The following is a 21,164-nucleotide window of genomic DNA, read 5'->3' as shown; positions in this document are numbered from 1 at the left end:
CGGTGTCACCACTCGAACACCTCTCCCAGGAGGACACGTATGCCCGAACTCACCCGGCGCCGCGCGCTCACCGCGGCGGCCGCCCTCGCCGCCACGGCCTCGGCCGTCGCACTCGTCGCCCCCGCCGAGGCCGCCACCGAGCACCAGCACGGCGCCCCGGATTCCTTCGACGAGGTCTACAAGGGCCGGCGGATACAGGGCCGTCCTTCGGGCATGGGTGGTCACCACCACGGACACGGCGGCGGCTACTCCGTGTTCGTCGACGGGGTGGAACTGCACGTCATGCAGAACGCCGACGGCAGCTGGATCAGCGTCGTCAGCCACTACGACCCGGTGCCCACACCGCGCGCCGCAGCCCGCGCCGCGGTGGACGAGCTGCAGGGTGCGCCCTTGCTGCCGTTCCCCGCCAACTGACCGCACCCGCAAGGACATCCGGAGTACCGCGCACATGACCGTACGCAAGAACCAGGCCACCCTGACCGCCGACGAGAAGCGGCGGTTCGTCGCCGCCGTCCTCGAACTCAAGCGCAACGGACGCTACGACGAGTTCGTCCGCACCCACAACGCCTTCATCATGTCCGACACGGACACGGGCGAGCGGACCGGGCACCGCTCACCGTCCTTCCTTCCCTGGCACCGCAGATTCCTGCTCGACTTCGAGCGGGCACTGCAGTCGGTCGACTCCTCGGTCGCGCTGCCGTACTGGGACTGGAGCACCGACCGCACGGTGCGCGCCTCGCTGTGGGCACCGGACTTCCTCGGCGGCACCGGGCGCAGCTCCGACGGCCGCGTGATGGACGGCCCCTTCGCCGCGGCCTCCGGCAACTGGGCGATGAACATACGGGTCGACGGCCGTTCGTTCCTGCGCCGCTCGCTCGGCACCGGCGTGCGCGAACTGCCGACGCCCGCGGAGGTGGAGTCGGTGCTGGCGATGTCCACGTACGACATGGCGCCGTACAACAGCGCGTCGGACGGCTTCCGCAACCACCTGGAAGGGTGGCGCGGAGTCAATCTGCACAACCGGGTCCATGTGTGGGTCGGCGGGCAGATGGCCACCGGCGTCTCCCCCAACGACCCGGTGTTCTGGCTGCACCACGCCTACATAGACAAGCTGTGGGCCGAGTGGCAGCGTCGGCACCCGGACGCGGGCTATGTACCGACCGGCGGGACGCCGGACGTGGTGGACCTGAACGAGACGATGAAGCCCTGGAACGACGTGCGTCCGGCGGACCTGCTGGACCACACGAAGTTCTACACCTTCGACGCCTGATCAGGCCTCGGCGGTACGGCATTCCGGGTGGCCCCAGCCCTGGGCGTTCTTGGCGATGGGCTCGCCGGCGGCGTAGGACCGGCCGCACGGACAGCGCCCGGGGAACTTCGCCTTGATGGTGCGCGAGGACGCTGAGCCGCCGGTGCTGCGGGGCGCCTTGCGACGCGGGGCGGCGGCCTTCGGCGTGTCCGGCGACGGCGGCGGCACCGGGGAGCCGAGGGCGGTGCCCGCCGCCTCCTGCACGGAGGCGGCCTGGCTCGCGGCCCGGTCGGCGAAGTCGTTGAGCGGGTCACCGTCGACCTGGTGGGCGGGGACGTAGCGGAACTCGACGGACCGGCCGTCGAGCAGCTCGTCGATGCGGACCACCAGGTCCTGGTTGGCGACCGGCTTGCCGGCGGACGTCTTCCAGCCGTTGCGCTTCCAGCCGGGCAGCCAGGTGGTGACGGCCTTCATCGCGTACTGGGAGTCCATCCGGATCTCCAGCGGCACGTCCGGCTCGACGGCCGCCAGCAGCCGCTCCAGGGCCGTCAGTTCGGCGACGTTGTTGGTGGCCCGGCCGAGCGGGCCCGCCTCCCAGCGGGCGGGCGTCCGCTCGTCGTCCGAGACCACCCATGCCCATCCGGCCGGTCCGGGGTTTCCCTTCGAAGCCCCGTCGCACGCGGCCACCACTCGTTCACGCATGCGGTCGATCATGCCATGACCGCGCGGCCCGACGGTCCGGGACTGCTCGGGCATCCTTGATCGCCGCTCCGGGGATCTCCGGTCAGGGGCTGCTCAGACGTCCTTGACCGTCGGCATCTCCCCCTCGGTGGTCGTGATGTCGATCACCGAGAAGTTCGCGCCCTGCGGGTCGGTGAGCGCCGCGAACCGTCCGAAGGGGCTGCTCATGGGCCCGAAGCGCAGCACGGCGCCGTGCTTGACGGCCCGGGCCACGGCTTCGTCGCAGTGGTCCACGGTGAAGTACAGGTTGACGTACGACGGCACCTCCGGCGGGAAGTCGTCGGTCATCCGCATCCGGCCGAGGACGGCGTCCTCGCCCAGGTCGAACAGCCGGAAGTCGACAGCGTCGTCCTCGATCTGCTTGGCCCGGTACGGGAAGACGGCGGTCAGGAAGGTGTCCGCCTTCCCGGGCTCGCGGGTGAAGACCTCGGCCCAGCAGTAGGCGCCGGGCGTCGCCGTCGCCTCGAAGCCCTCGTGGGTACCCGGCTGCCAGACCCCGAACACGGCCCCGCTGGGCTCCCTGGCCAGGCACATCGTGCCGAACTCGCCGACCTGCATCGGCTCCATGAGCACCTCGCCGCCGTTGTCCCGGATCTTCGCCGCGGTCGCGGCGGCGTCCGGCGAGGCGAAGTACAGGCACCACTGCGACTGCCCCTCCTGGCCGGGCATGGGCGGTACGACGGCGGCCACGGCCCTGCCGTTCGCATAGGCCTGCGTGTAGTTGCCGTACTCCGACGACGACTCGCCGAAGGTCCAGCCGAGGACGTCGCCGTAGAAGCTTTTGGCGCCCTCCAGGTCGCTGAACATCGCATCGGCCCAGCAGGGCGTTCCTTCAGGTTGCACGGCCATGGTCCGGACCCTCCCGGTCGGATGAGCTGTCCCCCGACATCACGCTAGTCACGTTGGGGTCCGCCCGCGCGCCGAACGGCCTGCACGCCGTCAAACCCGGGCGAGGGGGCAGGAGACCGGCGTGAGATCACCGGCTGCGGCGCACAACGCCCTCACCAACGGGTTTGCACCACGCGGAGATCAAAAGCGCCCCTTTCACGCTGTACCCGCGGATCACGTGTCCTGTTTGGCTGGTCCGAGCGCACCGGCACCCCGCGCACCACCGACCGATCCGCACCACCCGTGTCCGCCTCTCCGCAGGAGGGAATGTGTCCACTCCGGACATCGCCACCGGTTCCGCAGTCGACGAACCCGACCCCGTGCCCCCGGCCGACGGTCAGCTCACCAGTCTGAGCACCCGCGCGGCCCGCCAGCTCACCACCACCACCAAGTCCGAACCGCAGATGCAGGCCATCACCTCGCGATGGCTGCTGAAGTCCCTGCCATGGGTGGACGTCAGGGGCGGCGCCTACCGGGTCAACCGCCGTCTGCAGCTGCGGACCGGTCGCGGACGCGTGCACTTCGAGCAGAACGGCGCCGACGACATCCGGGTCATCCCCGAGACGCTGACCGAGCTGCCGATCCTGCGCGGCTACCCCGACACGGACGTGCTGCGGGAGATGGCCACCCGCTTCCAGCCCCGGGAGGTGCGCCCGGGCCAGGTGCTCTTCGAGGCCGGGCAGCCGGTCACGGAGGCGTACCTGGTGGTGCACGGCCGGTTCACCCGGTACGCCGTCGGCAAGTACGGCGAGGAGGAGGTCGTCGGAGTCGTCACCGACGGCGACCAGATGGGCGACGAGGCGGTCGACCAGTCCGATCCACTGTGGCTCACGTCGGTCCGGGCGGAGACGGCGGGGGTGGTGCTGGCGCTGCCCTGGGGCGTGGTCGAGGAGTTCACCGAACGGGTGCCGTCCCTCGCCGCGCACCTGCGGGCCTACGCCGAGCAGCAGCGCAAGCCGATGAACCGCAAGGGCGAGGCCGAGGTCCCCGTACAGGCCGGTCATGTGGGCGAGCCGACCCTGCCGGGCGGCTTCGTCGACTACGAACTCGCGCCGCGCGAATACGAGTTGTCGCTCACCCAGACCGTGCTGCGGGTGCACACCCGGGTCGCCGATCTCTACAACGACCCGATGGACCAGACCGCCCAGCAACTCCGTCTGACCGTGGAGGAGATCCGCGAGCGGCAGGAGTGGGAGCTGGTCAACAACCGGGAGTTCGGGCTGCTGCACAACGTCGACTACGGCCAGCGGATCAGCACCTTCACCGGGCCGCCGACGCCGGACGACATGGACGAACTGCTGTCGATGCGGCGCAAGACGAAGGTGTTCCTGGCCCATCCGAAGGCGATCGCGGCCTTCTTCCGGCAGTGCAACAAGCGGGGCCTGGTGCCCGGCACCGCGAGCGTCGACGGTCACGAGGTGCCCGCCTGGCGGGGGGTGCCGATCTTCCCGTGCGGCAAGATCCCGGTCAGCGCCGACCACACCAGCAGCATCATCGCGCTGCGCACCGGCGAGGCCGACCAGGGCGTCGTCGGCCTCTACCAGACCGGCATCCCGGAGGAGTACCAGCCGGGCCTGAACGTCCGTTTCATGGGAATCGACAGCGCCGCGATCATCAATTACCTCGTCACGGCCTACTACTCACTCGCCATCCTGGTCCCCGACGCGGCGGGCATCCTGGAGAACGTCCAGATCGGCCGGACGGCCGAGTGACGGCCTGGAGCACGTCATGACCACACCCACCCACTCCTATCGGCTGCCCGGGCCGCCGAACATCGCCCGGAGCATGCGCAAGGACCGGCGCACCGGGGCGATCCCCGGGCTCCACCACCGCCCGGCCGCTCCCGCCGACCCGGACAAGGCCGCCGAGATCGACCGCCGGCTGGAGACCTGGGCCCGCGAACTGGACCTGTTCCCGCGGGCCTGGCAGGGGGACTTCTCCGGCTTCCAGTTCGGCCGGGCCGTCGCGCTGCAGCACCCGGGCGCCCTCGACCTGGACCGGCTGACCGCCGCCGGCAAGCTGCTGCTCGCCGAGAACGTCGTCGACTCCTGCTACTGCGAGGAGGACGAGGGCCGCGGCGGGGAGCGCCGGGGCCTCGGCGGCCGGCTGATCATGGCCCAGGCGGCCATCGACCCCTACCACGGCACCCCGGAGATGGAGGAGGAGTGGCGGCAGGGCATGCGGGCCGACGGCCCGCTGCGCTCCTACCACTTCGCCCTCACCGACTACGCCGCCTTCGCGACGCCCAGCCAGACCGGACGGTTCGTGCACGACATGGCCCGGCTCCACCTGGGCTATCTGGCGGAGGCCGCCTGGGCCGAGACCCGGTATGTGCCGCGGGTCTGGGAGTACCTGGTGATGCGGCAGTTCAACAACTTCCGGCCGTGTCTGGCGCTCGTCGACGCGGTCGACGGCTACGAACTGCCCGAGCAGGTCTACGCCCGTCCCGAGATCCAGCGGATCACCGCGCTGGCCTGCAACGCCACCACCATCGTCAACGACCTGTACTCCTTCACCAAGGAGCTGGCGAGCGACCCGACCCACCTCAACCTGCCGCAGGTCGTCGCCGCCAACGAACACTGCGGGCTGAAGGCCGCCTATCTGGAGTCCGTCGAGATCCACAACCGGATCATGGAGGCCTTCGAGGAGGAGTCGGCCGTCCTGTCCGCCACCTCGCCGCTCGTGGAGCGCTACGCCCAGGGGCTCGCCTCCTGGGTGTCCGGAAACCACGAGTGGCACGCGACCAACACCCACCGCTACCACCTGCCCGACTACTGGTGAACCGCCCTGCTCCGCAGAGCCTCGCCCCGGGTCAAGACCGTAATTCGCGCTACGAGGAGCCACCTTTGACCACCGTCCCCGTCGCCCGCACCGCACCTGCTCCGGTACCGGCTCAGTCGATCTACCAGAGCCGCGTCGCGGACTACTGGAACGCCGAGGAGAACCCGGTCAACCTGGAACTCGGGAAGATCGACGATCTGTACCACCATCACTACGGCATCGGCGCCGCCGACCTGTCGGTGCTCGACGAGCCCGACGCGGACCTGCGCCGGGAGGCCATCACCACCGAACTGCACCGGCTGGAGCACGCGCAGGCCGAACTGCTCGCCGCCCACCTCGGGCCGCTCTCCCCCGCCGACCGGGTCTTCGACGCCGGCTGCGGGCGCGGCGGCGGCAGCGTCACGGCGCATCTGCGCTACGGCTGCCACGCCGACGGCGTCACCATCTCCGCGAAGCAGGCCGACTTCGCCAACGAGCAGGCCCGCGCCCGGGGCATCGACGGCAAGGTGCGCTACCACCACCGCAACATGCTCGACACCGGCCTCACCTCCGGTGCGTACGCGGCCTCGTGGAACAACGAGTCCACCATGTACGTCGAGCTGGAGCTGCTCTTCGCCGAGCACGCCCGGCTGCTGCGCCGCGGCGGGCGGTACGTGGTGATCACCGGCTGCTACAACGACACCTACGGACAGGCCTCCCGCGAGGTGTCGCAGATCAACGCGCACTACATCTGCGACATCCATCCGCGGTCGGCGTACTTCCGCGCCATGGCCGACAACCGGCTGGTGCCGGTGCACGTCCAGGACCTCACGGAGGCGACGATCCCGTACTGGGAACTGCGCCGGGAGGCGGACCACCTGGTCACGGGTATCGAGGACACCTTCCTGTCCGCGTACCGCAACGGCAGCTTCCAGTACCTGCTCATCGTGGCCGACCGGGTCTGACCGATCGTGGGCCGACCGGGTCTGACCGGCGGCAGTCGGCAGAGGGGGCGGTGTCCTGGACACCGCCCCCTGGTATTTCGCTTGGTATTTCGTTCGACGGCGCGGGCGGCAGGGCGTTGGATGGGCGCCGATGTGTGCTCTGAAGATGCGTGCGGGCGAGGTCGACATCGATGCCCGGCTGGTCGGCAGGCTGATCGCCCGGCGGTTTCCCGCCTGGGCGTCGCTGCCCGTGCGGCGGCTTGCGACCTCGGGTACGGAGAACGCGATGTTCCGCCTGGGGACGGACCTGGTGGTGCGGCTGCCCCGGCATCCCGGTGCGGTCGCGGACGTGGCGCACGAGCAGCGCTGGCTGCCCCGCCTCGGTGCGTCCCTGCCGGTGGCCACGCCCCAACCGGTGGGCCTTGGCGAGCCGGACGAGGACTTCCCGTGGCACTGGTCCGTGTACCGCTGGCTGGACGGGCGCAATCCGGTGGCCGGCGCCGTCGAGGAGCCGCACCTGCTGGCCCGGGAGCTGGGGGCGTGCGTGGCCGCACTGCGCCGGATCGACCCGCAGGGCGGGCCGCCGGCGAACCGGGGCGTTCACCTGGCGGCCCGGGACGCGCCGACCCGCGCGGCCCTGGAGCAGCTCGCCGGCCGGGTCGACACGCACCGGGTGACGTCCCTGTGGGAGCGGGCGTTGCGCGCCCCGGAGCACGACGGGGCCCCGGCCTGGCTGCACGGCGATCTCTCCCCCGGGAACGTTCTGGTCGGCCGGGGACGGCTCAGCGCCGTCATCGACTTCGGCTGTGCCGGGACCGGCGATCCTGCCGTGGACCTGATCGTGGCCTGGAACCTGCTGCCGGCGGCCGCCCGGGACACCTTCCGCACGGCCGTGGGCGCGGGTGAGGCCGAGTGGGCGCGCGGACGGGGCTGGGCGCTGTCGGTCTCGCTGATCCAGCTGCCGTACTACTGGCACACCAACCCGGCGCTGGCCGAGAACTCCCGTCATGTGATCGCGGAGATCCTCGCCGAGGCCGGATGATGGTGTTCTCCCCCGTGTGTCACTCGCCCGCGTACGCCTTCTCCAGGCCGGCGATGTCGAGCTTGCCCATGCCCAGCATGGCCCGGGTGGTGCGCGAGGCCTTCTCCGGGTCCGGGTCGCCGATCAGATCGGCGAGGCGGCCGGGCACGACCTGCCAGGAGACGCCGTACCTGTCCTTGAGCCAGCCGCAGGGGCCGGGCTCGCCGCCGTTCTCGGTGAGCTTCGTCCAGTAGTGGTCGATCTCCTCCTGGTCGTCACAGAAGATCTGGAAGGAGATCGCCTCGTTGAACGTGAACTCGGGGCCGCCGTTGAGCGCGACGAAGCGGTGGCCGTTGGCCGTGAACTCCACGGTCAGCACCGTCCCGGCGGGGCGCGGGGCACCCTCGGGATAGCGGGCGACCCGCCCGACGCCGGAGTTCTTGAAGATCGAGACGTAGTAGTCGGCGGCCTGCTCGGCCTGGTCGTCGAACCAGAGACACGTGGTGAATCCGTCCATGGACATGGGCACCTCCTGGGGCGTGGAACGCGGTCACTTCTACGACCGTTCCTCGCACCGGAACTCATCGGCCGGGCCGGGATCCGGCCCTGCCGGGTGACGACGTTCTCGCACTAGCATCCGGATCATGACCTCTTCGCCCGACGAGAACATCCAGCCCTTCCGCCTGTCGATCCCCCAGAGCGACCTCGACGACCTGTACGACCGCCTGGACCGCACGCGCTGGCCGGACGGGCTGCCCGGCACCGGCTGGGCGTACGGGGTAGCGCCGGAGTATCTGCGGGAGCTCGTGCAGCACTGGCGGCACGCGTACGACTGGCGTGCGGCCGAGGCGCGGCTGAACGAGTGGCCGCAGTTCACGACCACCGTCGACGGGGCGCATGTGCACTTCGCGCACGTCCGCTCGCCGGAGCCGGACGCCACCCCGCTGATCGTCACGCACGGATGGCCGGGTTCGATCGTGGAGTTCCTGGACGTCGTCGGGCCGCTCACCGACCCGGCGGCCCACGGCGGGGATCCCGCCGACGCCTTCCATGTCGTGGTGCCCGGCATCCCCGGGTTCGGGCTGTCCGGACCCACGACGGACACCGGCTGGGAGGCGGGCCGGGTGGCCGACGCGTGGGCCGAGCTGATGGGACGGCTCGGCTACGAGCGGTTCGGCGCGCAGGGCGGCGACTGGGGCGCGGCGATCTCCCGCGAGCTGGGCCGTGCCCATCCCGCCCGGGTGATCGGCGTTCACCTCAACCTGCTGCCGGGTGCGCAGGCGACCACCGAGCCCACCGAGGAGGAACTGGCCGCACTCGCGCCCGAGGAGCGGGAGCGCACGCTCACCTCGTGGCGCCGCTGGTCCGCGTGGTCCGGCGACTCGTCGGCGTACGCCCTGCTGCACTCCACCCGGCCGCAGACCCTGGCGTACGCGCTCACGGACTCGCCCGTCGGCCAGCTCGCCTGGATCGTCGAGAAGTTCCGGGAGTGGACGGACAGCGCGGAGCTGCCCGAGGAGGCGGTCGACCGGGATCTGCTGCTGACGAACGTGATGCTGTACTGGCTGACCGGGACGGCCGGTTCGTCGGCCCGGATCTACTACGAGCGCGCGCACGCCACGGGCCGCGCGGCCGCGCCGTCCGAGCCGTCCACCGCACCGACCGCGCTGGCGGTGTTCCCGGCCGAGCTGCAGATCCCGCTGCGGCACCGGGCGGACCGCACGGACAACATCGTCCGCTGGACGGAGTTCGACCGGGGCGGGCACTTCGCCGCGATGGAGGAGCCGGACCTCCTGGTCGGTGATGTCCGGGCGTTCTTCCGCGGGTTGCGCGAGAAGGGGATCGGCTGACAGCGCCTCAGGCTGCCAGGCACAACCCCCCGTACGGCCTGCGGTGCCCGGTCGTCGTGGCCGCACGGCGAGCCGCAGCGCTTTGGCGGATCAACTCGCTCTGCGTGAGCGACAGCAGGTCGCCGAGGCCGAGACCCAGGGCGTGGGCGGCGGCCGCGAGAACCTCCGAGGAGGCCTCCTTGCGGCCGCGCTCGACCTCGGACAGGTAGGGCAGTGAGATCCGGGCCGCGTCGGCCACGTCCCGCAGCGTGCGTTCCTGCGCAAGCCGCTCCCTGCGCAGCACCTCGCCGACCAGATCCCGCCACAGGGGCTCCCTGGGCGCGGGATCGGGGGCGTCGGGCCGCGCGGGTTGCGGGCGCAGCGGGATCACACGGGCTTCGTCGCTCACCTGATTGCTCACCCCGGCAGCCTAGGCGGGGGCCTCGTACTCATGTCCCGGTAACGCAGATTTCCCGCCAGCCGGGGCAGAGGGGCGCATGCGTCGCGTCACCGCGGGTAAGCGCCCAGCGAGCGACGCAGCGGGCCGGCATGGAAGCCCGGGCGCCGGGTACTCGGTGAGAACGTCCCGGTCAGGGATCGGACACACAGAGAGAACGGCAGCCGTCGAAGCGTCACGTTCAGGGGAGAGGCAATGAGGACCGCCGGGATCCGGTCGGAAGCAGAGGTCGTTGGCAGGACCGAGCAGGACAGGACGGGCGAGGCAGCACTGCCTGGCATCGAGGACCCGGCGTCCGTCGCGCCGCGTGACGCGCGGGAGCTGTCCCGCCAGTTCTTCCGGCGGCTCACCGAGGTGGAGGAGGGCACGCACGAGTACCAGTACGCGCGCAACACCCTCATTGAGATGAACATGTCGCTCGTGCGCTTCGCGGCCGGACGGTTCCGGGGCCGCGGGAACGACATGGAGGACGTCGTCCAGACCGGCATGATCGGTCTGATCAAGGCCATCGACCGCTTCGAGCTGTCGCGCGAGGTCGAGTTCACCTCCTTCGCGCTGCCGTACATCATGGGCGAGATCAAGCGGTTCTTCCGCGACACCACGTGGGCGGTGCACGTGCCGCGGCGGCTGCAGGAGCTGCGCGTGGAACTGGCCAAGGCACGCGAGGAGCTGTCCAGCAGGCTGGACCGGGACCCGACGGTCGCCGAGCTCGCCACGCTCATGAACATCTCCGAGAACGAGGTGGTCGAGGGCCAGCTCGCCTCCAACGGGTACAACTCCGCGTCGCTGGACGCGGCGCTCAACGGAGACGGCCCCGAGGACGGCGAGGCCGTGCTCGCCGACTTCATCGGCGTGGAGGAGGAGGGGCTGCGGCTCGTCGAGGACTTCCACGCACTCGCTCCGCTCATGGCTCAGCTGAGTGACCGCGACCGGGAGATCATCCACCTGAGGTTCGTCGAAGAGGCCACCCAGGCGGAGATCGGGGAACGGCTCGGCTGCTCGCAGATGCACGTCTCCCGGCTGATCAAGCAGATCATCACGCGACTGCGCCGGGGCATGCTGGGCGAACTCGGCTGCGCCTGAGCGCCCACGCCCGGGGCCGTTCTCGGCCCCGGGCCGCTCAGGCCCGGCCCTGCTGCCGGGCCCGCTCGGGTTGCGCCCAGCCTCGGCGAATCGGGCTCAGGCCTCGGCGGACAGGGCTCGGGCCTCGACGGGTAGGGCTCAGGCGCCACTGACAGGGCACGGACAGGGGCTCAGGGCTCCAGGCTCACGCCCGCAGCGGAAGCCGCGCGCACACGCGCTTGCCGACCGGAACCCGCTCGACGGTCACTTCGCCGGCGAGCGCGTGCACGATCTCCAGACCGTGCCGGCCGACGCGTTCGGGGTTCTTCGGGAACCGGCGGGGCAGGGCCACGCTGCTGTCGTAGACGGCCACGGTCACCGCGTTGTCCGTGCCTTCCAGCTCCAGGATGTACGGGCCGCTGCTGTGCTGGTCGGCATTGGTGACCAGCTCGCTCACGACGAGCAGCAGCTCGCCGTCGGCCCGGCTGTCGATGACGGCGCACCACTCGGTCCGCAGCCGTTGCAGGAACCGGGCCGCGAAAGCCCGAGCCTCGGCGATGCATCCGGGTTCGCCGGTGTAGTGCGCCGCGCATCGCAGCGGCTCCACGGGTACGTCGAAACCAGTCGGTATCACTGCCCCGCCCAGTTGGTCGCTCATGCGCGTCTCTCTCGGAAGCCGGGTCCGTCGATCGATGGTGCACCAGTCCTCGTACCCCGAGCCGGGCCGGGCAGTCCCCCGGTGCGTTCGCCGTGCGCGCACAGCGCGGGATCACGCCCCGGAGGAGGCATTGCTCGGCGGCGCCCCGGCGCTGGAGGTCGCCGTCGGCCCGCCGGACTCCGTGGACGCGGAGGAACCGGACGGGGACTGCGTCCTGGAGGACTCCGAGGAGGGGGACGGCGAGCCGGAGGTCCTCCTTCGACGGCGACTGTGAGGTCGGTGACTCGGACGACGGGGTCTTCGACGACGGCGACTGCGAGGTCGAGGAGGAAGAAGAAGAGGACGAGGACTCGGACGACGAAGGCTGCGAGGACTTCGAGGAGGTCGAGGAGAAGGACGACGACGACGCCGAGGACCCGGACGACGCGGACGACGACGGTGAGGAGGTCGACGCGGGCGCGGTCGTGGAAGGGCTGCTCGCTGCCGACGTCGACGGGCAGGGCACCGCGGAGGCGCCCGGCGTCCCGGTCGTACCCGGCGAGGACGCGCAGGGCAGCGGCCGGTTCCAGGGGTCCGGGTGTTTCGGGGGCTTCACCGGCTGGTCCTGACGGCCGGTGTCGTCGCCGCGTGGCGGTGGAACCAGCCGCCGCGGTCGGAGTCGTAGATCACGAAGACGTTGACGGTCGTCGGCGCGGGCAGCACCATCACGGTGGTCGAGGGCCGGTACGCCGCCCAGTGGTCTCCTGTCAGCCGCGGGGTGGCGCGCTGGGCGACGGGCGGGGTCAGCGGATTGCCGCAGATGCAGCGCGCCCGGGGCACGCCGTGCGCGTCGACGAGGACGGCGGTGCCGGCCTGGAGGACGGACTGGAAGCTGGTGGCGCCGCCGTCGCAGCCGTGGTTGGTGACGCGGGTGTCGCGACGCGCAGGGTCACCGGGGTGAGCGAGCGCAGGTAGGCGGGGACGGCGGCGGGCCGGACACCGGCCTGGGCGGCGTATGCGCGGTTCTTCGCCGGGTCCGCCTGGAGGGCCTTGATCTGTTTCTCGACGTCGCAGCTGGGGCTGTCCCGGGTACCGCTGTAGAGGCCGGCCGCGCCTCCCTGGACCGCGCGCACCTCGTTGCCGGGTGCGGCGGAGATCGACGGGGTGGCCGTCGCCGCCGGGGCGGACCGTGTCGTCGCGGTCGACTCGGTGAAGGGGTCCGGGCCGGTGTTGCCGGCGGCCTGCAGGAAGACCTCGCCGCCCTTGGCGGAATCCGCCGCCCCCGGGTCGGGTGAGGACCAGCGCCGCGACGACGGCGGCGGCGGCGACCACGAGGGCGCTGAGCGCGGCTATTCGGGGTGCGGACTTCCACCACGGCGGGTGCGGACCCCCGGGACCGCCCGCGGAAGGGCCGCCCGGCGGGGGCGAAGGGGGTCCGCCGCCCGGTGGACGTGAAGGGGGCCCGCCGCCCGGTGGGGGCGAAGGGGGGCGGCTGCGCGGTGGGGGCGAGGGGGGGCCGGCGGGAGGCCGGGAGGGTCCCGACAGAGGGCCGGAGGGCGGCCCGGTCGGGTGGCCGGAGGACGGAGGTTCGACGCTCACGAGCCCTTCTTCCCGTCGCAGTGCGCGGCTTGTCTCAGCGAAAGTCATGCTTCATGCGCACTTCATCCACAATGATCCCATTGCGTGCTCGGCTCCCGTGCGGCTCGCAAGCCGACGCGGACGGCCCACCCGGCGGGCGGTCCGCCGGGCCGCTGCCTAGCGTGGCCAGGGTGAGCCCTCCGACCGCCGCCCCGCGGCCCCTCGCCCGTCACGGCTGGACGCAGGCAGCGGCGGTGGTGCTGACCGGGCCGGCCGTCATGGTGCTGCTCGCCGCGCCGGGGCTGTGGGCGGCAGGGGCGGCGGACCTGCCCGACGGGGCGTTCGCCCGGGTGGTGGCGGCGACCGTCGTGGCGGCGGTCGGCGGCACGCTGGAACTCTCCGGGAACGCGGGTGCGCTGGCACGGACCCGGGCGGATCTCACCGTGCTGCCCCTGTCGGTGACCCTCGCCGGTGCGCTGGTGATCGGCTCGGGTTTCCTGCGGCCGCTGCGGCACCGGGCGGTCGCCTCGGCCCGTGAGCTGGCCGGCTGGGCCGCCCGGATCGCGGTGCTGTGGCTGTGCGTGCTCGTGGTCCTGGCCCTGGTCGCCCGCCAGAGCTTCGCCGTCGACGTGGGCAACGGCACGCTCAGCGATCTCACCGGCCTGTTCGACGCGGCGCCGAGGATCGGGTTCACCGCCGACGCGCCGCTGACCGTGCTCTTCGGGCTGCTGTGGCTGGCCGGGGTGCTGGTGCTGGCCCTGCTGGTCGCGCCCACGGCTCCGCTGCCGGGGCGGCTGCTGCGCTGTCACGGGTCGGTGCGCCCGGCGGCACATGCCATGCTCGTGCTGCTGCTCGCCCACGTGTTCCTCGGCCTCGTCGTCGCCCTGGTGGTGGCGGCGACGCGCGGGCGGCCCGCCGAGACCTTCGCGCTGATCCTGCTCGGCCTGCCCAACCTGGTCTGGCTCGCCCTCACCCTCGGCCTGGGCGCCACCTGGCACGGGCGGGTCGACGGCCCGTTCGGACTGCCGATGCCCCATGTGCTGGACGAGATCCTGCGCACCCCCGACGTCGCCACGCTGAACCTGCGCACGCTCACCGCCCACGACGGCAGGATGTGGTGGCTGCTGGTCACGGAGGTGGTGCTGGTGCCGGCCGTCGCCCTCGCGGCGGCGACGCGTTCGCCCGCCCGCGTCCGGGCCCGGCAGCACGCCGTGCGCCTGGGCGTCGCGCTGGCCCTGACGGTGTTCATGGTCTGCCTGCTGTGCCGGATCTCGGCCCACTACGGCCTGTCCCTGCTCGGCATCGGCGATCTGGGCGGCGGTCTGTCCGGGGAGGTGTTCCTCCGGCCCCGGCTGTGGCAGGCGGTGGGCCTCGGGGCGCTGTGGGGCCTGGCCGCCGGCTTCCTGGGCGCACTGCCGGCCCGGCCGCTGCGAGGGTGGGCCGGGCGGGCACGCCCCGGTGTACGGAACGAGAGGCCCTAGCGGAAGACGGGTCCCGCCCACCGGGGCGGGTGTGGGGGCGGTCCGGACGTTGCTGCGGTGTCCGGCTCATGGGCCAGGTGGCTGTCGCCGGGATCATCGGCCGGGCGGCTGCGCAGCGCGGCGACGAACCCGAGGCAGGTGTCGAAGCGGCTGTCCGGGCTCTTGGCGAGGGCCCTGGCGAAGACGGCGTCGACGGCCGCGGGGAGGTCGGGGCGCGCTCCGCTCGGCGGGGGCGGTTCGTCGTACTGGTGGGCCCACAGCAGGGCCATGTCGTCCTCGCGCTGGAAGGGCGGGCGCCCGGCCAGGGTCTCGTAGACGACGCAGGGCGAGGCCGTAAACATCGCAGCGGCCGTCGACGGGCCGGCCGGAGATCTGCTCCGGTGCCACGTAGTCGAGGGTGCCGACGAACTGGCCGACGCTGGTGAACCCGGTCAGGGACAGCGACTTCTTCGTCAGGCCGAAGTCGGTGAGGTAGACGTGCTCGGGATGGTCGCTGTCGGTGCCGCGGGCGACCAGGACGTCGCCGGGCTTGACGTCGCGGTGGACCAGACCGTGTTCATGGGCGGCGTCGAGCGCGGAGGCCACCTGTGCGGCGATGCGCACGGCGGCCTCGAAGGGCAGCGGTCCGTGATCGTCCAGGAGACGGCGCAGATCGCTGCCGGGGACGTACCGCATGGCGATGTAGAGCACGCCGTCCGTCTCGCCGGCCTCGAAGACGGGCACGATGTGCGGGTGGTCGATCGAGGCGGCCACCCGGGACTCCTGGGTGAACCGCTGCCGGAAGGTGTCGTTGCGGGCGAGTTCCGGGGCGAGCAGCTTGAGGGCGACGATGCGGTCCAGGCGCAGATCGCGGGCGCGGTAGACGACGGCCATGCCGCCGCGGCCGATCTCGCTCTCGACCCGGTAGTTGGCCACCTGGCATCCGATCAGTTCCGCGGGACTGGTCAGGGACAGGCCGCCCGGGCGCACCATCAGGGCTCACCCTGGGAGGCGACGTACCGGGTGGGGGTGTGCCCGGCGTCCTCGCCGGACGCCGTCCGGTCGGTGGCATAGGTGTCCAGGTGCCGCCCGTCTCCGTACAGCCAGCGGCCCTCGTCCGGGTCGTACAGCCACATGCACTCGCCGTCGACCACGATCCCGATGCGCAGTGCGCGGGTACGGTCCTGGAACGTCTGGCCGTCCAGGCCGCCCTTCGCCAGATCCTCCACCGCCGACCGGTAGCCGGCCAGGGCCTTGGCGGCGGCCAGCAGGGGCCGCGGGTCGGCGGTCGCGGTGGTCGCGCCTCGGTGGCGGGTGGGTCCTGGGGTACGGCGACCAGGTGCCGGCCGTCGACCCAGGCGGCCCAGCCGTTGGCGCAGCGGATGTGCCCTCAGTCACCGCTGCGTTCCACCAGTTCCACGGGCAGCAGCGGGTCGAGCGGAACCGTGGGCCGCTCGGGGTCCGGGGCCTCCCAGACGGGCAGGCCGTGGGGCGGGACGACGTGCGTGGGCCGGAACGCGTCGGTCTCCGGGTTCGTCGGGTTCGACATCGCAGCGCCTACTTCCGCATCACGGCGGGCTCCTGCCGGCGCAGCAGCCGGGCGACCAGCAGGCCGTAGACGGCGGACAGCACCGGCAGCATGGCCAGGCTGAGCAGCCAGACGCCGGCCGAGTGCCGGAACAGGGGGTCGGAGGTCAGGTCGCCCGGCACGATCCGGGGCAGCCCGACCGTGGCCGCCATGGCGCCGAGCGCCCAGCGGGAGGGCACCAGCCAGGAGACCTCTTCGAGGACGGGCACGCCGTGCAGCGGGAGCAGCGCGCCGCAGAAGACGACCTGGACGACAGCGAGCAGCACGAGCAGCGGCATCGTCACCTCCTCCTTGCGCACCAGGGCCGACACCAGCAGGCCGAGCATCATGGCCGTGAACGCCAGCAGGGCGACGGCGAGGGTGATCTCGGCCAGGGCGGGCAGCACGACGCCGCTGCCGCCGGGCGCGGCGAGGTCGACGCCGGCCAGCGCGACCAGGGTGAGCACGACGGCCTGGGCGACCGTGACCGTGCCGAGCACCACGACCTTGGACATCAGGTAGGCCGCTCTGGACAGGCCGACGGCGCGTTCGCGCCGGTAGACGGCGCGTTCCTTGACGAGTTCGCGCACCGCGTTGGCCGCGCCGGTGAGGACGCCGCCGACACAGAGGATGAGCAGTGCGTTCATGGCGCTGGCCTGGGTCAGTTTGCTGCCCGCCAGGGCCCGGGCCATGGCGCCCATCACGAACGGCAGGGCGACCATGACGACGAGGAAGGTGCGGTCGGCGGCGAGGACGGCCGTGTAGCGGCGGATCAGGGTGCCGAGCTGGGCTCCCGGGCTGCGGGGGCGGGGCAGGGGCGCCGGGGCGGGGGCGGCCGGGGCGGAGTCCGGGCGTCGGGGCTGGGTGGTGGCCTCGGTGACGTAGTACCGGTGGAACGGCGAGTCGCGGTACTCCCCCGCCCAGTCCCGGTCCTGGTCCTGGTCGAAGGCCTCGAAGGCCTCCGGCCACTGCTCGAAGCCGAAGAAGGCGAGGGCGTCGTCGGGCCGGCCGTAGAAGGCGATCCGGCCGCCGGGGGCGAGGACGAGAAGGCGGTCGCAGACGCCGAGGCTGAGGACATTGTGCGTGACCACGATGACGGTGCGTCCGTCGTCGGCGAGGTCGCGCAGCATGTGCATCACGGAGCGTTCCATGCCGGGGTCGAGGCCGGAGGTCGGCTCGTCGAGGAAGAGCAGTGACGGCTTGGTGAGAAGTTCCATGGCGACGCTGACCCGTTTGCGCTGGCCTCCGGAGAGCACGTGCACGGGCTGTCCGGCCCGTTGTCCGAGACCCAGTTCCCGGATCACCTCCTCCACCCGGGCCTGCCGTTCGGTCTTCTCCGTGTCCTCGGGGAAGCGCAGTTCGGCGGCGTAGGAGAGGGCGGCGCGCACGGTGAGCTGGGGGTGCAGGATGTCGTCCTGCGGGACCAGGCCGATGCGCCGACGCAGTTCGGCGTAGTCGCGGTACAGGTCGCGGCCGTCGTACAGGACGCTGCCTTGGTCGGCGGGCCGCTGTCCGGTCAGGGCGTTCAGCAGCGTGGACTTGCCGGCTCCGCTCGGTCCGACGACGGCGAGCAGGCACTTCTCCCCCACCGGGAAGGAGACGTGGTCGAGCAGGATCTTCTCGCCGCGCTCGACGGCGACCGTGAGGTCCTGGACGTCGAGGGAGATCTCGCCGGTGTCCACGTACTCCTGGAGTTCGTCGCCGACCAGGCAGTACGTGACGTGGCCGATGCCGATCACGTCTCCGGGGCCCACCGGGGCGCGGGTGACGGGTCGGCCGTTGAGGTAGGTGCCGTTGTGGCTGCCGAGGTCGATGATCTCGTGGCCGCCGTCCGCGTCGGCGTGCAGTTCGGCATGGTGGCGGGAGACGGTCAGGTCGTCGACGACGAGGTCGCTCTCGGCGGCCCGGCCGATGCGGACGGTGCGCATGGGCAGCGGCCGTACCCGGGTCGGTCGGCGGTAGGTGCCGGTCAGCTCGGGATGCGAGACGGTCGAGGGGAGGCCGGGGGCGGGGGCGGCAAGCCCGGTGAGGACGGCGCGGGGTCCGTCGGCGGGGTTGCCGAAGCGGATGACGCTGCCCGGACCCACGTCCCACGCCTCGACGCGACGGCCGTCGGCGTAGGTGCCGTTGGTGCTCTGTGCGTCTTCGAGGGTCCAGCGGTCGTGGTCGCAGCGCAGCACCGCGTGGTGCCACGAGACCCGGGCGTCGTCGAGGACGATGTCGCTCAGCGGGTCACGCCCGACGTGGTAGTCGTGGCCCGGGCTCATCACCGTGGAGCCCGTGTCGGTCTCCAGGACGAGTTCGGGCGCCGCCGGGGCGACCGGTCGCTCCGCCATGGCCAGAATTCTACCAATTCGCTCACCCATGCGCCCGCTTGAGCGGAACGGCCGGGAGCACACGAGGTGCCCGTTCCGGCGCGTGTCAGGCGACGGGTACGACCAGCGCCGGGAGGGTGCGCTGCATGCGCAGCGCGTCGACGGACTCGGCGAGCAGTTCGTACTCGGTGGTGTCGTCGCTGGCGGCGACCCGTACCAGCCGCCCGCCGGCCAGTTCCTCCGCGACCAGTTCCTGCCCGCCGTCGTCGGCGCACCAGGCGCGCAGCAGTGCGGGGACGTCGGCCACCGAGTCCGCGACCGGGACGAGCGCGCCCGCCGGAAAGGCGGCGTCCTGCGGGCTCGGGTCGAGCCGCTCGGCGATCCAGGACGCCCGGTCCCGCAACCACCACAGGGCGAGCGCCAGGGTCGGCGCGCGATAGGTGCCGAGCGGTACGCCGATACGCTGCCCGCCGCATGTGCCGTACGCGGTGACATGGCACAGGAATTCGTCGTGCACGATCACTCCCCCGAACGCATCGCTGACGTGCCGGCCGGGCCCTCGCTCTCCGTGCGGGTCCTGTGCGGTGAAGTGCCCCTGGCGTTCGAGTATCGCCACTCCCGAAACACTGTCACCATGTCTTTCCGGCCAGTCTCTTGGCATATTCAGCACCCGTTCTGGCCAAAAATGCGCGGGAGCGCGGGGCCCTGGCATTACCCGGGAGGTAATCGACCCGCTTCGCCTTCGACGGGCATGGTGGTCACACCGGAACGGCGAACACCCGGATCCGGTTCCCGACCAGCAGATACGACCTCGATGGAGGCTGATTCGCCATGACCGTGAACACCGAAGGTTACGAGAGCTCCGTCGCCCGCTACTTCGAGGCCTGGAACGCCACCGAGCCGGAGGCCCTGGCGAAGGCGGTGGCCGCGGCCTGGACCGCGGACGGCAGCTACACCGACCCGCTCGCCGACGTCCGCGGGCACGAGCAGATCGCGGCCGTGATCGCCGCGGCCCACGAGCAGTTCCCGGGGTTCGCGTTCCGCCTCTCGGGCGCGGTGGACGGGCACCACGACATCGCGCGGTTCTCCTGGGAGCTGGTGAACGAGGCGGACCACTCGGCTCCGGTCGCCGGGTCCGACGTGATCACGCTGGACGGCGAGGGCCGCATCCGGCAGGTGCTGGGCTTCCTGGACCGCCTGCCGGGGGCCTGAGGCCGGATGGCGATGACTCTTCCCGCTCGCGGCGCTCAGGCGGGGGAAAGGCCCGGGACACGGATCCACGGGCGGCCCGCAGAAGGATCACCGCGAGCGGAGACCGTCATGAAAGCCGCAGGCACGGGCCGTAATCCGAAGCCGAATCCGAATCCGAAGACGAACATGAACACGAACACCGGGAAAGCGGGACGGGCACCGCGCGGAAAGCGGACGAGGAATTCGCCGCAGCCCTGCACAAATACCCGGGGAAAGGCGGCTGGACGCAGGGGATCCGGCCGCGGTTCGCGGAATTCTTCGGCGGCCGCGGACCGGTGAAGATCCGGGGCACCGTCGAGGGCCGTTCTTTCCGCAGGTCGTTCATGGCGCCGGCCGACGGCGCGCACGAGCTGCCCGTGAAGGCCGAGGTGCGCACGGCCAGCGGCAGGGGCGAGGGCGACACGGTGACGGTGCGCCTCGAGGAGCGGCTCAGCTCGTGACCGTCTCCCGGTAGCGGCGGGGCCCGACGCCGACGGTGCGTTTGAAGGCGTTGCTGAAGGCGCTCTCGGAGGTGTAGCCGACCGAGCGGGCCAGGGCCGCCACCGGGGTGGAGTCCTGCCTGAGCGCGCGGGCGGCCAGGCTCATGCGCCAGTGGTGCAGGTAGGTGAGGGGCGGCACCCCGGCGGCCTCCTTGAAGCGCACGGCGAACGTGGTCCGGGACATCGCGGCGGCCCGCGCGAGTTCCTCCAGCTGCCAGGGGTGTGCCGGGGCGGCGTGCATCAGGCGCAGGGCGGGGGCCAGCCGCTCGTCCGCCAGCGCCCGCAGCCAGCCGGCCGGCAATCCTCCGGCCTCGCCGAGGCAGGCCCGCAGCACCTGGACGAACATCAACTGGGCCAGATGGTCCGAGGAGAACGCGGAACCGGCCCGGCCGGCGGCCATCTCCCGCATCAGCTGCGAGGTGAGCCAGCGCAGCACGGGAGCCTCGGCCGCGGAGGACCGCACGTGCATCAGCCCGGGCAGGGCCCGGCGCAGCAGGTCACCGCTGTCCCGGCTGAGGTCGATGTGCCCGGAGACGCACACCACCTCCTCTCCCCGGCCGATCGCCCCCATCCGGGTGCGCGGGTCCACGGCGACCTGCGCCGGTTCGATCGGCTCCAGCCCGGTCTCGCTGCACAGGACGTAGGGCCGCTGCCCGTCGGAGACGACGATGTCCCCCTCGGACAGGGCGACGGGTTCGGCGCGGCCCTCGGCGACGAGCAGGCAGCCGCCCCGCGCCAGGACGTTCACCTTGAGCTTGTCGCGCCCCCGCAGACGGATCGCCCAGCGCCCGCCGGCCGTGAAACCGCCGGAGAAGACCCCGCGCGCGTCGGCGACGGCGAGGGCGTCGGAGAGAGGATCGGTGGACATGCTCGGACTATCGCGCAAGTAGTGCGCATCCTCAAGCATTCATCGTCCGGAACGGCGT

23 protein-coding genes and 2 pseudogenes are annotated in these 21,164 nt (G+C 72.0%); 12 read left to right on the top strand and 13 right to left on the bottom strand.

All coding sequences use genetic code 11. The features are described 5' to 3' along the window. Nucleotides 1-39: 39 nt before the first annotated feature. Nucleotides 40-414 carry a tyrosinase family oxidase copper chaperone gene (locus tag ACFZCP_RS08960; RefSeq protein WP_391425406.1) on the top strand — a complete coding sequence of 125 codons (375 nt, stop codon included), beginning with the start codon at nucleotides 40-42 and terminating at the stop codon, nucleotides 412-414. Between the two features lie 34 nt (nucleotides 415-448). Continuing rightward, nucleotides 449-1,270: a tyrosinase family protein gene (locus tag ACFZCP_RS08955; RefSeq protein WP_391425405.1), complete on the top strand. Its 822-nt coding sequence runs from the start codon at nucleotides 449-451 to the stop codon at nucleotides 1,268-1,270. On the opposite strand, the gene ACFZCP_RS08950 is transcribed toward ACFZCP_RS08955, so the two are convergent. Beyond that, nucleotides 1,271-1,963, bottom strand: a complete 693-nt coding sequence (locus ACFZCP_RS08950; RefSeq protein WP_391425522.1) for an RNase H family protein — start codon at nucleotides 1,961-1,963, stop codon at nucleotides 1,271-1,273. Nucleotides 1,964-2,044: 81 nt separating this feature from the next. Then, nucleotides 2,045-2,839: a VOC family protein gene (locus ACFZCP_RS08945; protein ID WP_391425403.1), complete on the bottom strand. Its 795-nt coding sequence runs from the start codon at nucleotides 2,837-2,839 to the stop codon at nucleotides 2,045-2,047. A 308-nt stretch (nucleotides 2,840-3,147) separates the two neighbouring features. Between ACFZCP_RS08945 and ACFZCP_RS08940 the strand changes: the two genes are divergently transcribed. The 4 genes from ACFZCP_RS08940 (at nucleotide 3,148) to ACFZCP_RS08925 (ending at nucleotide 7,624) form a co-directional block, all read left to right on the top strand. Continuing rightward, complete coding sequence (locus ACFZCP_RS08940) at nucleotides 3,148-4,590, top strand: family 2B encapsulin nanocompartment shell protein (RefSeq protein ID WP_362695755.1); 1,443 nt, start codon at nucleotides 3,148-3,150, stop codon at nucleotides 4,588-4,590. Nucleotides 4,591-4,606: 16 nt separating this feature from the next. Beyond that, nucleotides 4,607-5,659 carry a family 2 encapsulin nanocompartment cargo protein terpene cyclase gene (locus tag ACFZCP_RS08935; protein WP_391425401.1) on the top strand — a complete coding sequence of 351 codons (1,053 nt, stop codon included), beginning with the start codon at nucleotides 4,607-4,609 and terminating at the stop codon, nucleotides 5,657-5,659. A gap of 65 nt (nucleotides 5,660-5,724) precedes the next feature. Further along, nucleotides 5,725-6,603: a geranyl diphosphate 2-C-methyltransferase gene (locus tag ACFZCP_RS08930; RefSeq protein ID WP_362695751.1), complete on the top strand. Its 879-nt coding sequence runs from the start codon at nucleotides 5,725-5,727 to the stop codon at nucleotides 6,601-6,603. Between the two features lie 130 nt (nucleotides 6,604-6,733). Continuing rightward, nucleotides 6,734-7,624 carry a phosphotransferase gene (locus tag ACFZCP_RS08925; RefSeq protein WP_391425398.1) on the top strand — a complete coding sequence of 297 codons (891 nt, stop codon included), beginning with the start codon at nucleotides 6,734-6,736 and terminating at the stop codon, nucleotides 7,622-7,624. 19 nt (nucleotides 7,625-7,643) lie between these two features. Here ACFZCP_RS08925 and ACFZCP_RS08920 read toward each other — a convergent pair whose 3' ends face one another. After that, entirely contained in the window at nucleotides 7,644-8,126 is a 483-nt protein-coding gene (locus tag ACFZCP_RS08920; protein ID WP_362695747.1) for a VOC family protein, read from the bottom strand. Between the two features lie 121 nt (nucleotides 8,127-8,247). On the opposite strand from ACFZCP_RS08920, the gene ACFZCP_RS08915 reads away from it, so the two are divergent. Further along, nucleotides 8,248-9,453: an alpha/beta fold hydrolase gene (locus ACFZCP_RS08915; RefSeq protein WP_391425396.1), complete on the top strand. Its 1,206-nt coding sequence runs from the start codon at nucleotides 8,248-8,250 to the stop codon at nucleotides 9,451-9,453. A gap of 7 nt (nucleotides 9,454-9,460) precedes the next feature. Here ACFZCP_RS08915 and ACFZCP_RS08910 read toward each other — a convergent pair whose 3' ends face one another. Next, on the bottom strand, nucleotides 9,461-9,853 hold the full coding sequence (locus ACFZCP_RS08910; RefSeq protein WP_391425394.1) for a helix-turn-helix domain-containing protein: 393 nt from the start codon (nucleotides 9,851-9,853) through the stop codon (nucleotides 9,461-9,463). A gap of 231 nt (nucleotides 9,854-10,084) precedes the next feature. Here ACFZCP_RS08910 and ACFZCP_RS08905 point away from each other — a divergent pair, with 231 nt between their 5' ends. Beyond that, nucleotides 10,085-10,972: a SigB/SigF/SigG family RNA polymerase sigma factor gene (locus ACFZCP_RS08905; protein ID WP_391425392.1), complete on the top strand. Its 888-nt coding sequence runs from the start codon at nucleotides 10,085-10,087 to the stop codon at nucleotides 10,970-10,972. 184 nt (nucleotides 10,973-11,156) lie between these two features. Here ACFZCP_RS08905 and ACFZCP_RS08900 read toward each other — a convergent pair whose 3' ends face one another. Next, complete coding sequence (locus tag ACFZCP_RS08900; protein ID WP_391425390.1) at nucleotides 11,157-11,609, bottom strand: ATP-binding protein; 453 nt, start codon at nucleotides 11,607-11,609, stop codon at nucleotides 11,157-11,159. Nucleotides 11,610-11,701: 92 nt separating this feature from the next. Between ACFZCP_RS08900 and ACFZCP_RS08895 the strand changes: the two genes are divergently transcribed. Next, nucleotides 11,702-12,217 carry a hypothetical protein gene (locus ACFZCP_RS08895; protein ID WP_391425388.1) on the top strand — a complete coding sequence of 172 codons (516 nt, stop codon included), beginning with the start codon at nucleotides 11,702-11,704 and terminating at the stop codon, nucleotides 12,215-12,217. On the opposite strand, the gene ACFZCP_RS08890 is transcribed toward ACFZCP_RS08895, so the two are convergent. Then, complete coding sequence (locus ACFZCP_RS08890; protein WP_391425520.1) at nucleotides 12,201-12,605, bottom strand: DUF6777 domain-containing protein; 405 nt, start codon at nucleotides 12,603-12,605, stop codon at nucleotides 12,201-12,203. The genes ACFZCP_RS08895 and ACFZCP_RS08890 overlap by 17 nt on opposite strands. Further along, nucleotides 12,593-12,721: pseudogene (locus tag ACFZCP_RS08885) on the bottom strand (DUF6777 domain-containing protein); the annotation flags it as partial. The gene ACFZCP_RS08890 and the pseudogene ACFZCP_RS08885, both read right to left, overlap by 13 nt. Nucleotides 12,722-13,357: 636 nt before the next feature. Between ACFZCP_RS08885 and ACFZCP_RS08880 the strand changes: the two are divergent. Beyond that, a complete protein-coding gene (locus ACFZCP_RS08880; RefSeq protein ID WP_391425387.1) occupies nucleotides 13,358-14,647 on the top strand; it encodes a streptophobe family protein in 1,290 nt (429 codons plus the stop codon). On the opposite strand, the pseudogene ACFZCP_RS08875 reads toward ACFZCP_RS08880, so the two are convergent. The 5 genes and pseudogenes from ACFZCP_RS08875 to ACFZCP_RS08855 form a co-directional block, all read right to left on the bottom strand. After that, nucleotides 14,644-15,619 (bottom strand): annotated as a pseudogene (locus ACFZCP_RS08875) (serine/threonine-protein kinase). The gene ACFZCP_RS08880 and the pseudogene ACFZCP_RS08875 overlap by 4 nt on opposite strands. After that, nucleotides 15,619-15,855 carry a hypothetical protein gene (locus ACFZCP_RS08870; protein ID WP_391425386.1) on the bottom strand — a complete coding sequence of 79 codons (237 nt, stop codon included), beginning with the start codon at nucleotides 15,853-15,855 and terminating at the stop codon, nucleotides 15,619-15,621. Before ACFZCP_RS08870 ends, ACFZCP_RS08875 begins: the two are co-directional and overlap by 1 nt. 161 nt (nucleotides 15,856-16,016) lie before the next feature. Beyond that, nucleotides 16,017-16,175: a hypothetical protein gene (locus tag ACFZCP_RS08865; RefSeq protein ID WP_391425384.1), complete on the bottom strand. Its 159-nt coding sequence runs from the start codon at nucleotides 16,173-16,175 to the stop codon at nucleotides 16,017-16,019. 8 nt (nucleotides 16,176-16,183) lie between these two features. After that, nucleotides 16,184-18,529: an FHA domain-containing protein gene (locus tag ACFZCP_RS08860; protein ID WP_391425383.1), complete on the bottom strand. Its 2,346-nt coding sequence runs from the start codon at nucleotides 18,527-18,529 to the stop codon at nucleotides 16,184-16,186. A gap of 85 nt (nucleotides 18,530-18,614) precedes the next feature. Continuing rightward, nucleotides 18,615-19,025, bottom strand: coding sequence for a hypothetical protein (locus tag ACFZCP_RS08855; protein WP_362695859.1), 411 nt, complete (start codon nucleotides 19,023-19,025; stop codon nucleotides 18,615-18,617). 314 nt (nucleotides 19,026-19,339) lie between these two features. Between ACFZCP_RS08855 and ACFZCP_RS08850 the strand changes: the two genes are divergently transcribed. Then, nucleotides 19,340-19,720: a nuclear transport factor 2 family protein gene (locus ACFZCP_RS08850; protein ID WP_391425381.1), complete on the top strand. Its 381-nt coding sequence runs from the start codon at nucleotides 19,340-19,342 to the stop codon at nucleotides 19,718-19,720. A 233-nt stretch (nucleotides 19,721-19,953) separates the two neighbouring features. After that, the gene (locus ACFZCP_RS08845) at nucleotides 19,954-20,199 is read left to right on the top strand and encodes a DUF1905 domain-containing protein (RefSeq protein ID WP_391425518.1); all 246 of its coding nucleotides are present in this window, start codon (nucleotides 19,954-19,956) and stop codon (nucleotides 20,197-20,199) included. Here the strand turns inward: ACFZCP_RS08845 and ACFZCP_RS08840 are convergent. After that, the gene (locus tag ACFZCP_RS08840) at nucleotides 20,189-21,106 is read right to left on the bottom strand and encodes a cupin domain-containing protein (RefSeq protein ID WP_391425379.1); all 918 of its coding nucleotides are present in this window, start codon (nucleotides 21,104-21,106) and stop codon (nucleotides 20,189-20,191) included. The genes ACFZCP_RS08845 and ACFZCP_RS08840 overlap by 11 nt on opposite strands. Between the last annotated feature and the right edge of the window lie 58 nt (nucleotides 21,107-21,164).

This window comes from Streptomyces sp. NPDC007971, from assembly GCF_042958635.1.
In the GTDB taxonomy this organism is placed as follows: domain Bacteria; phylum Actinomycetota; class Actinomycetes; order Streptomycetales; family Streptomycetaceae; genus Streptomyces.
This window is presented reverse-complemented; position numbering and strand designations above follow the sequence as displayed.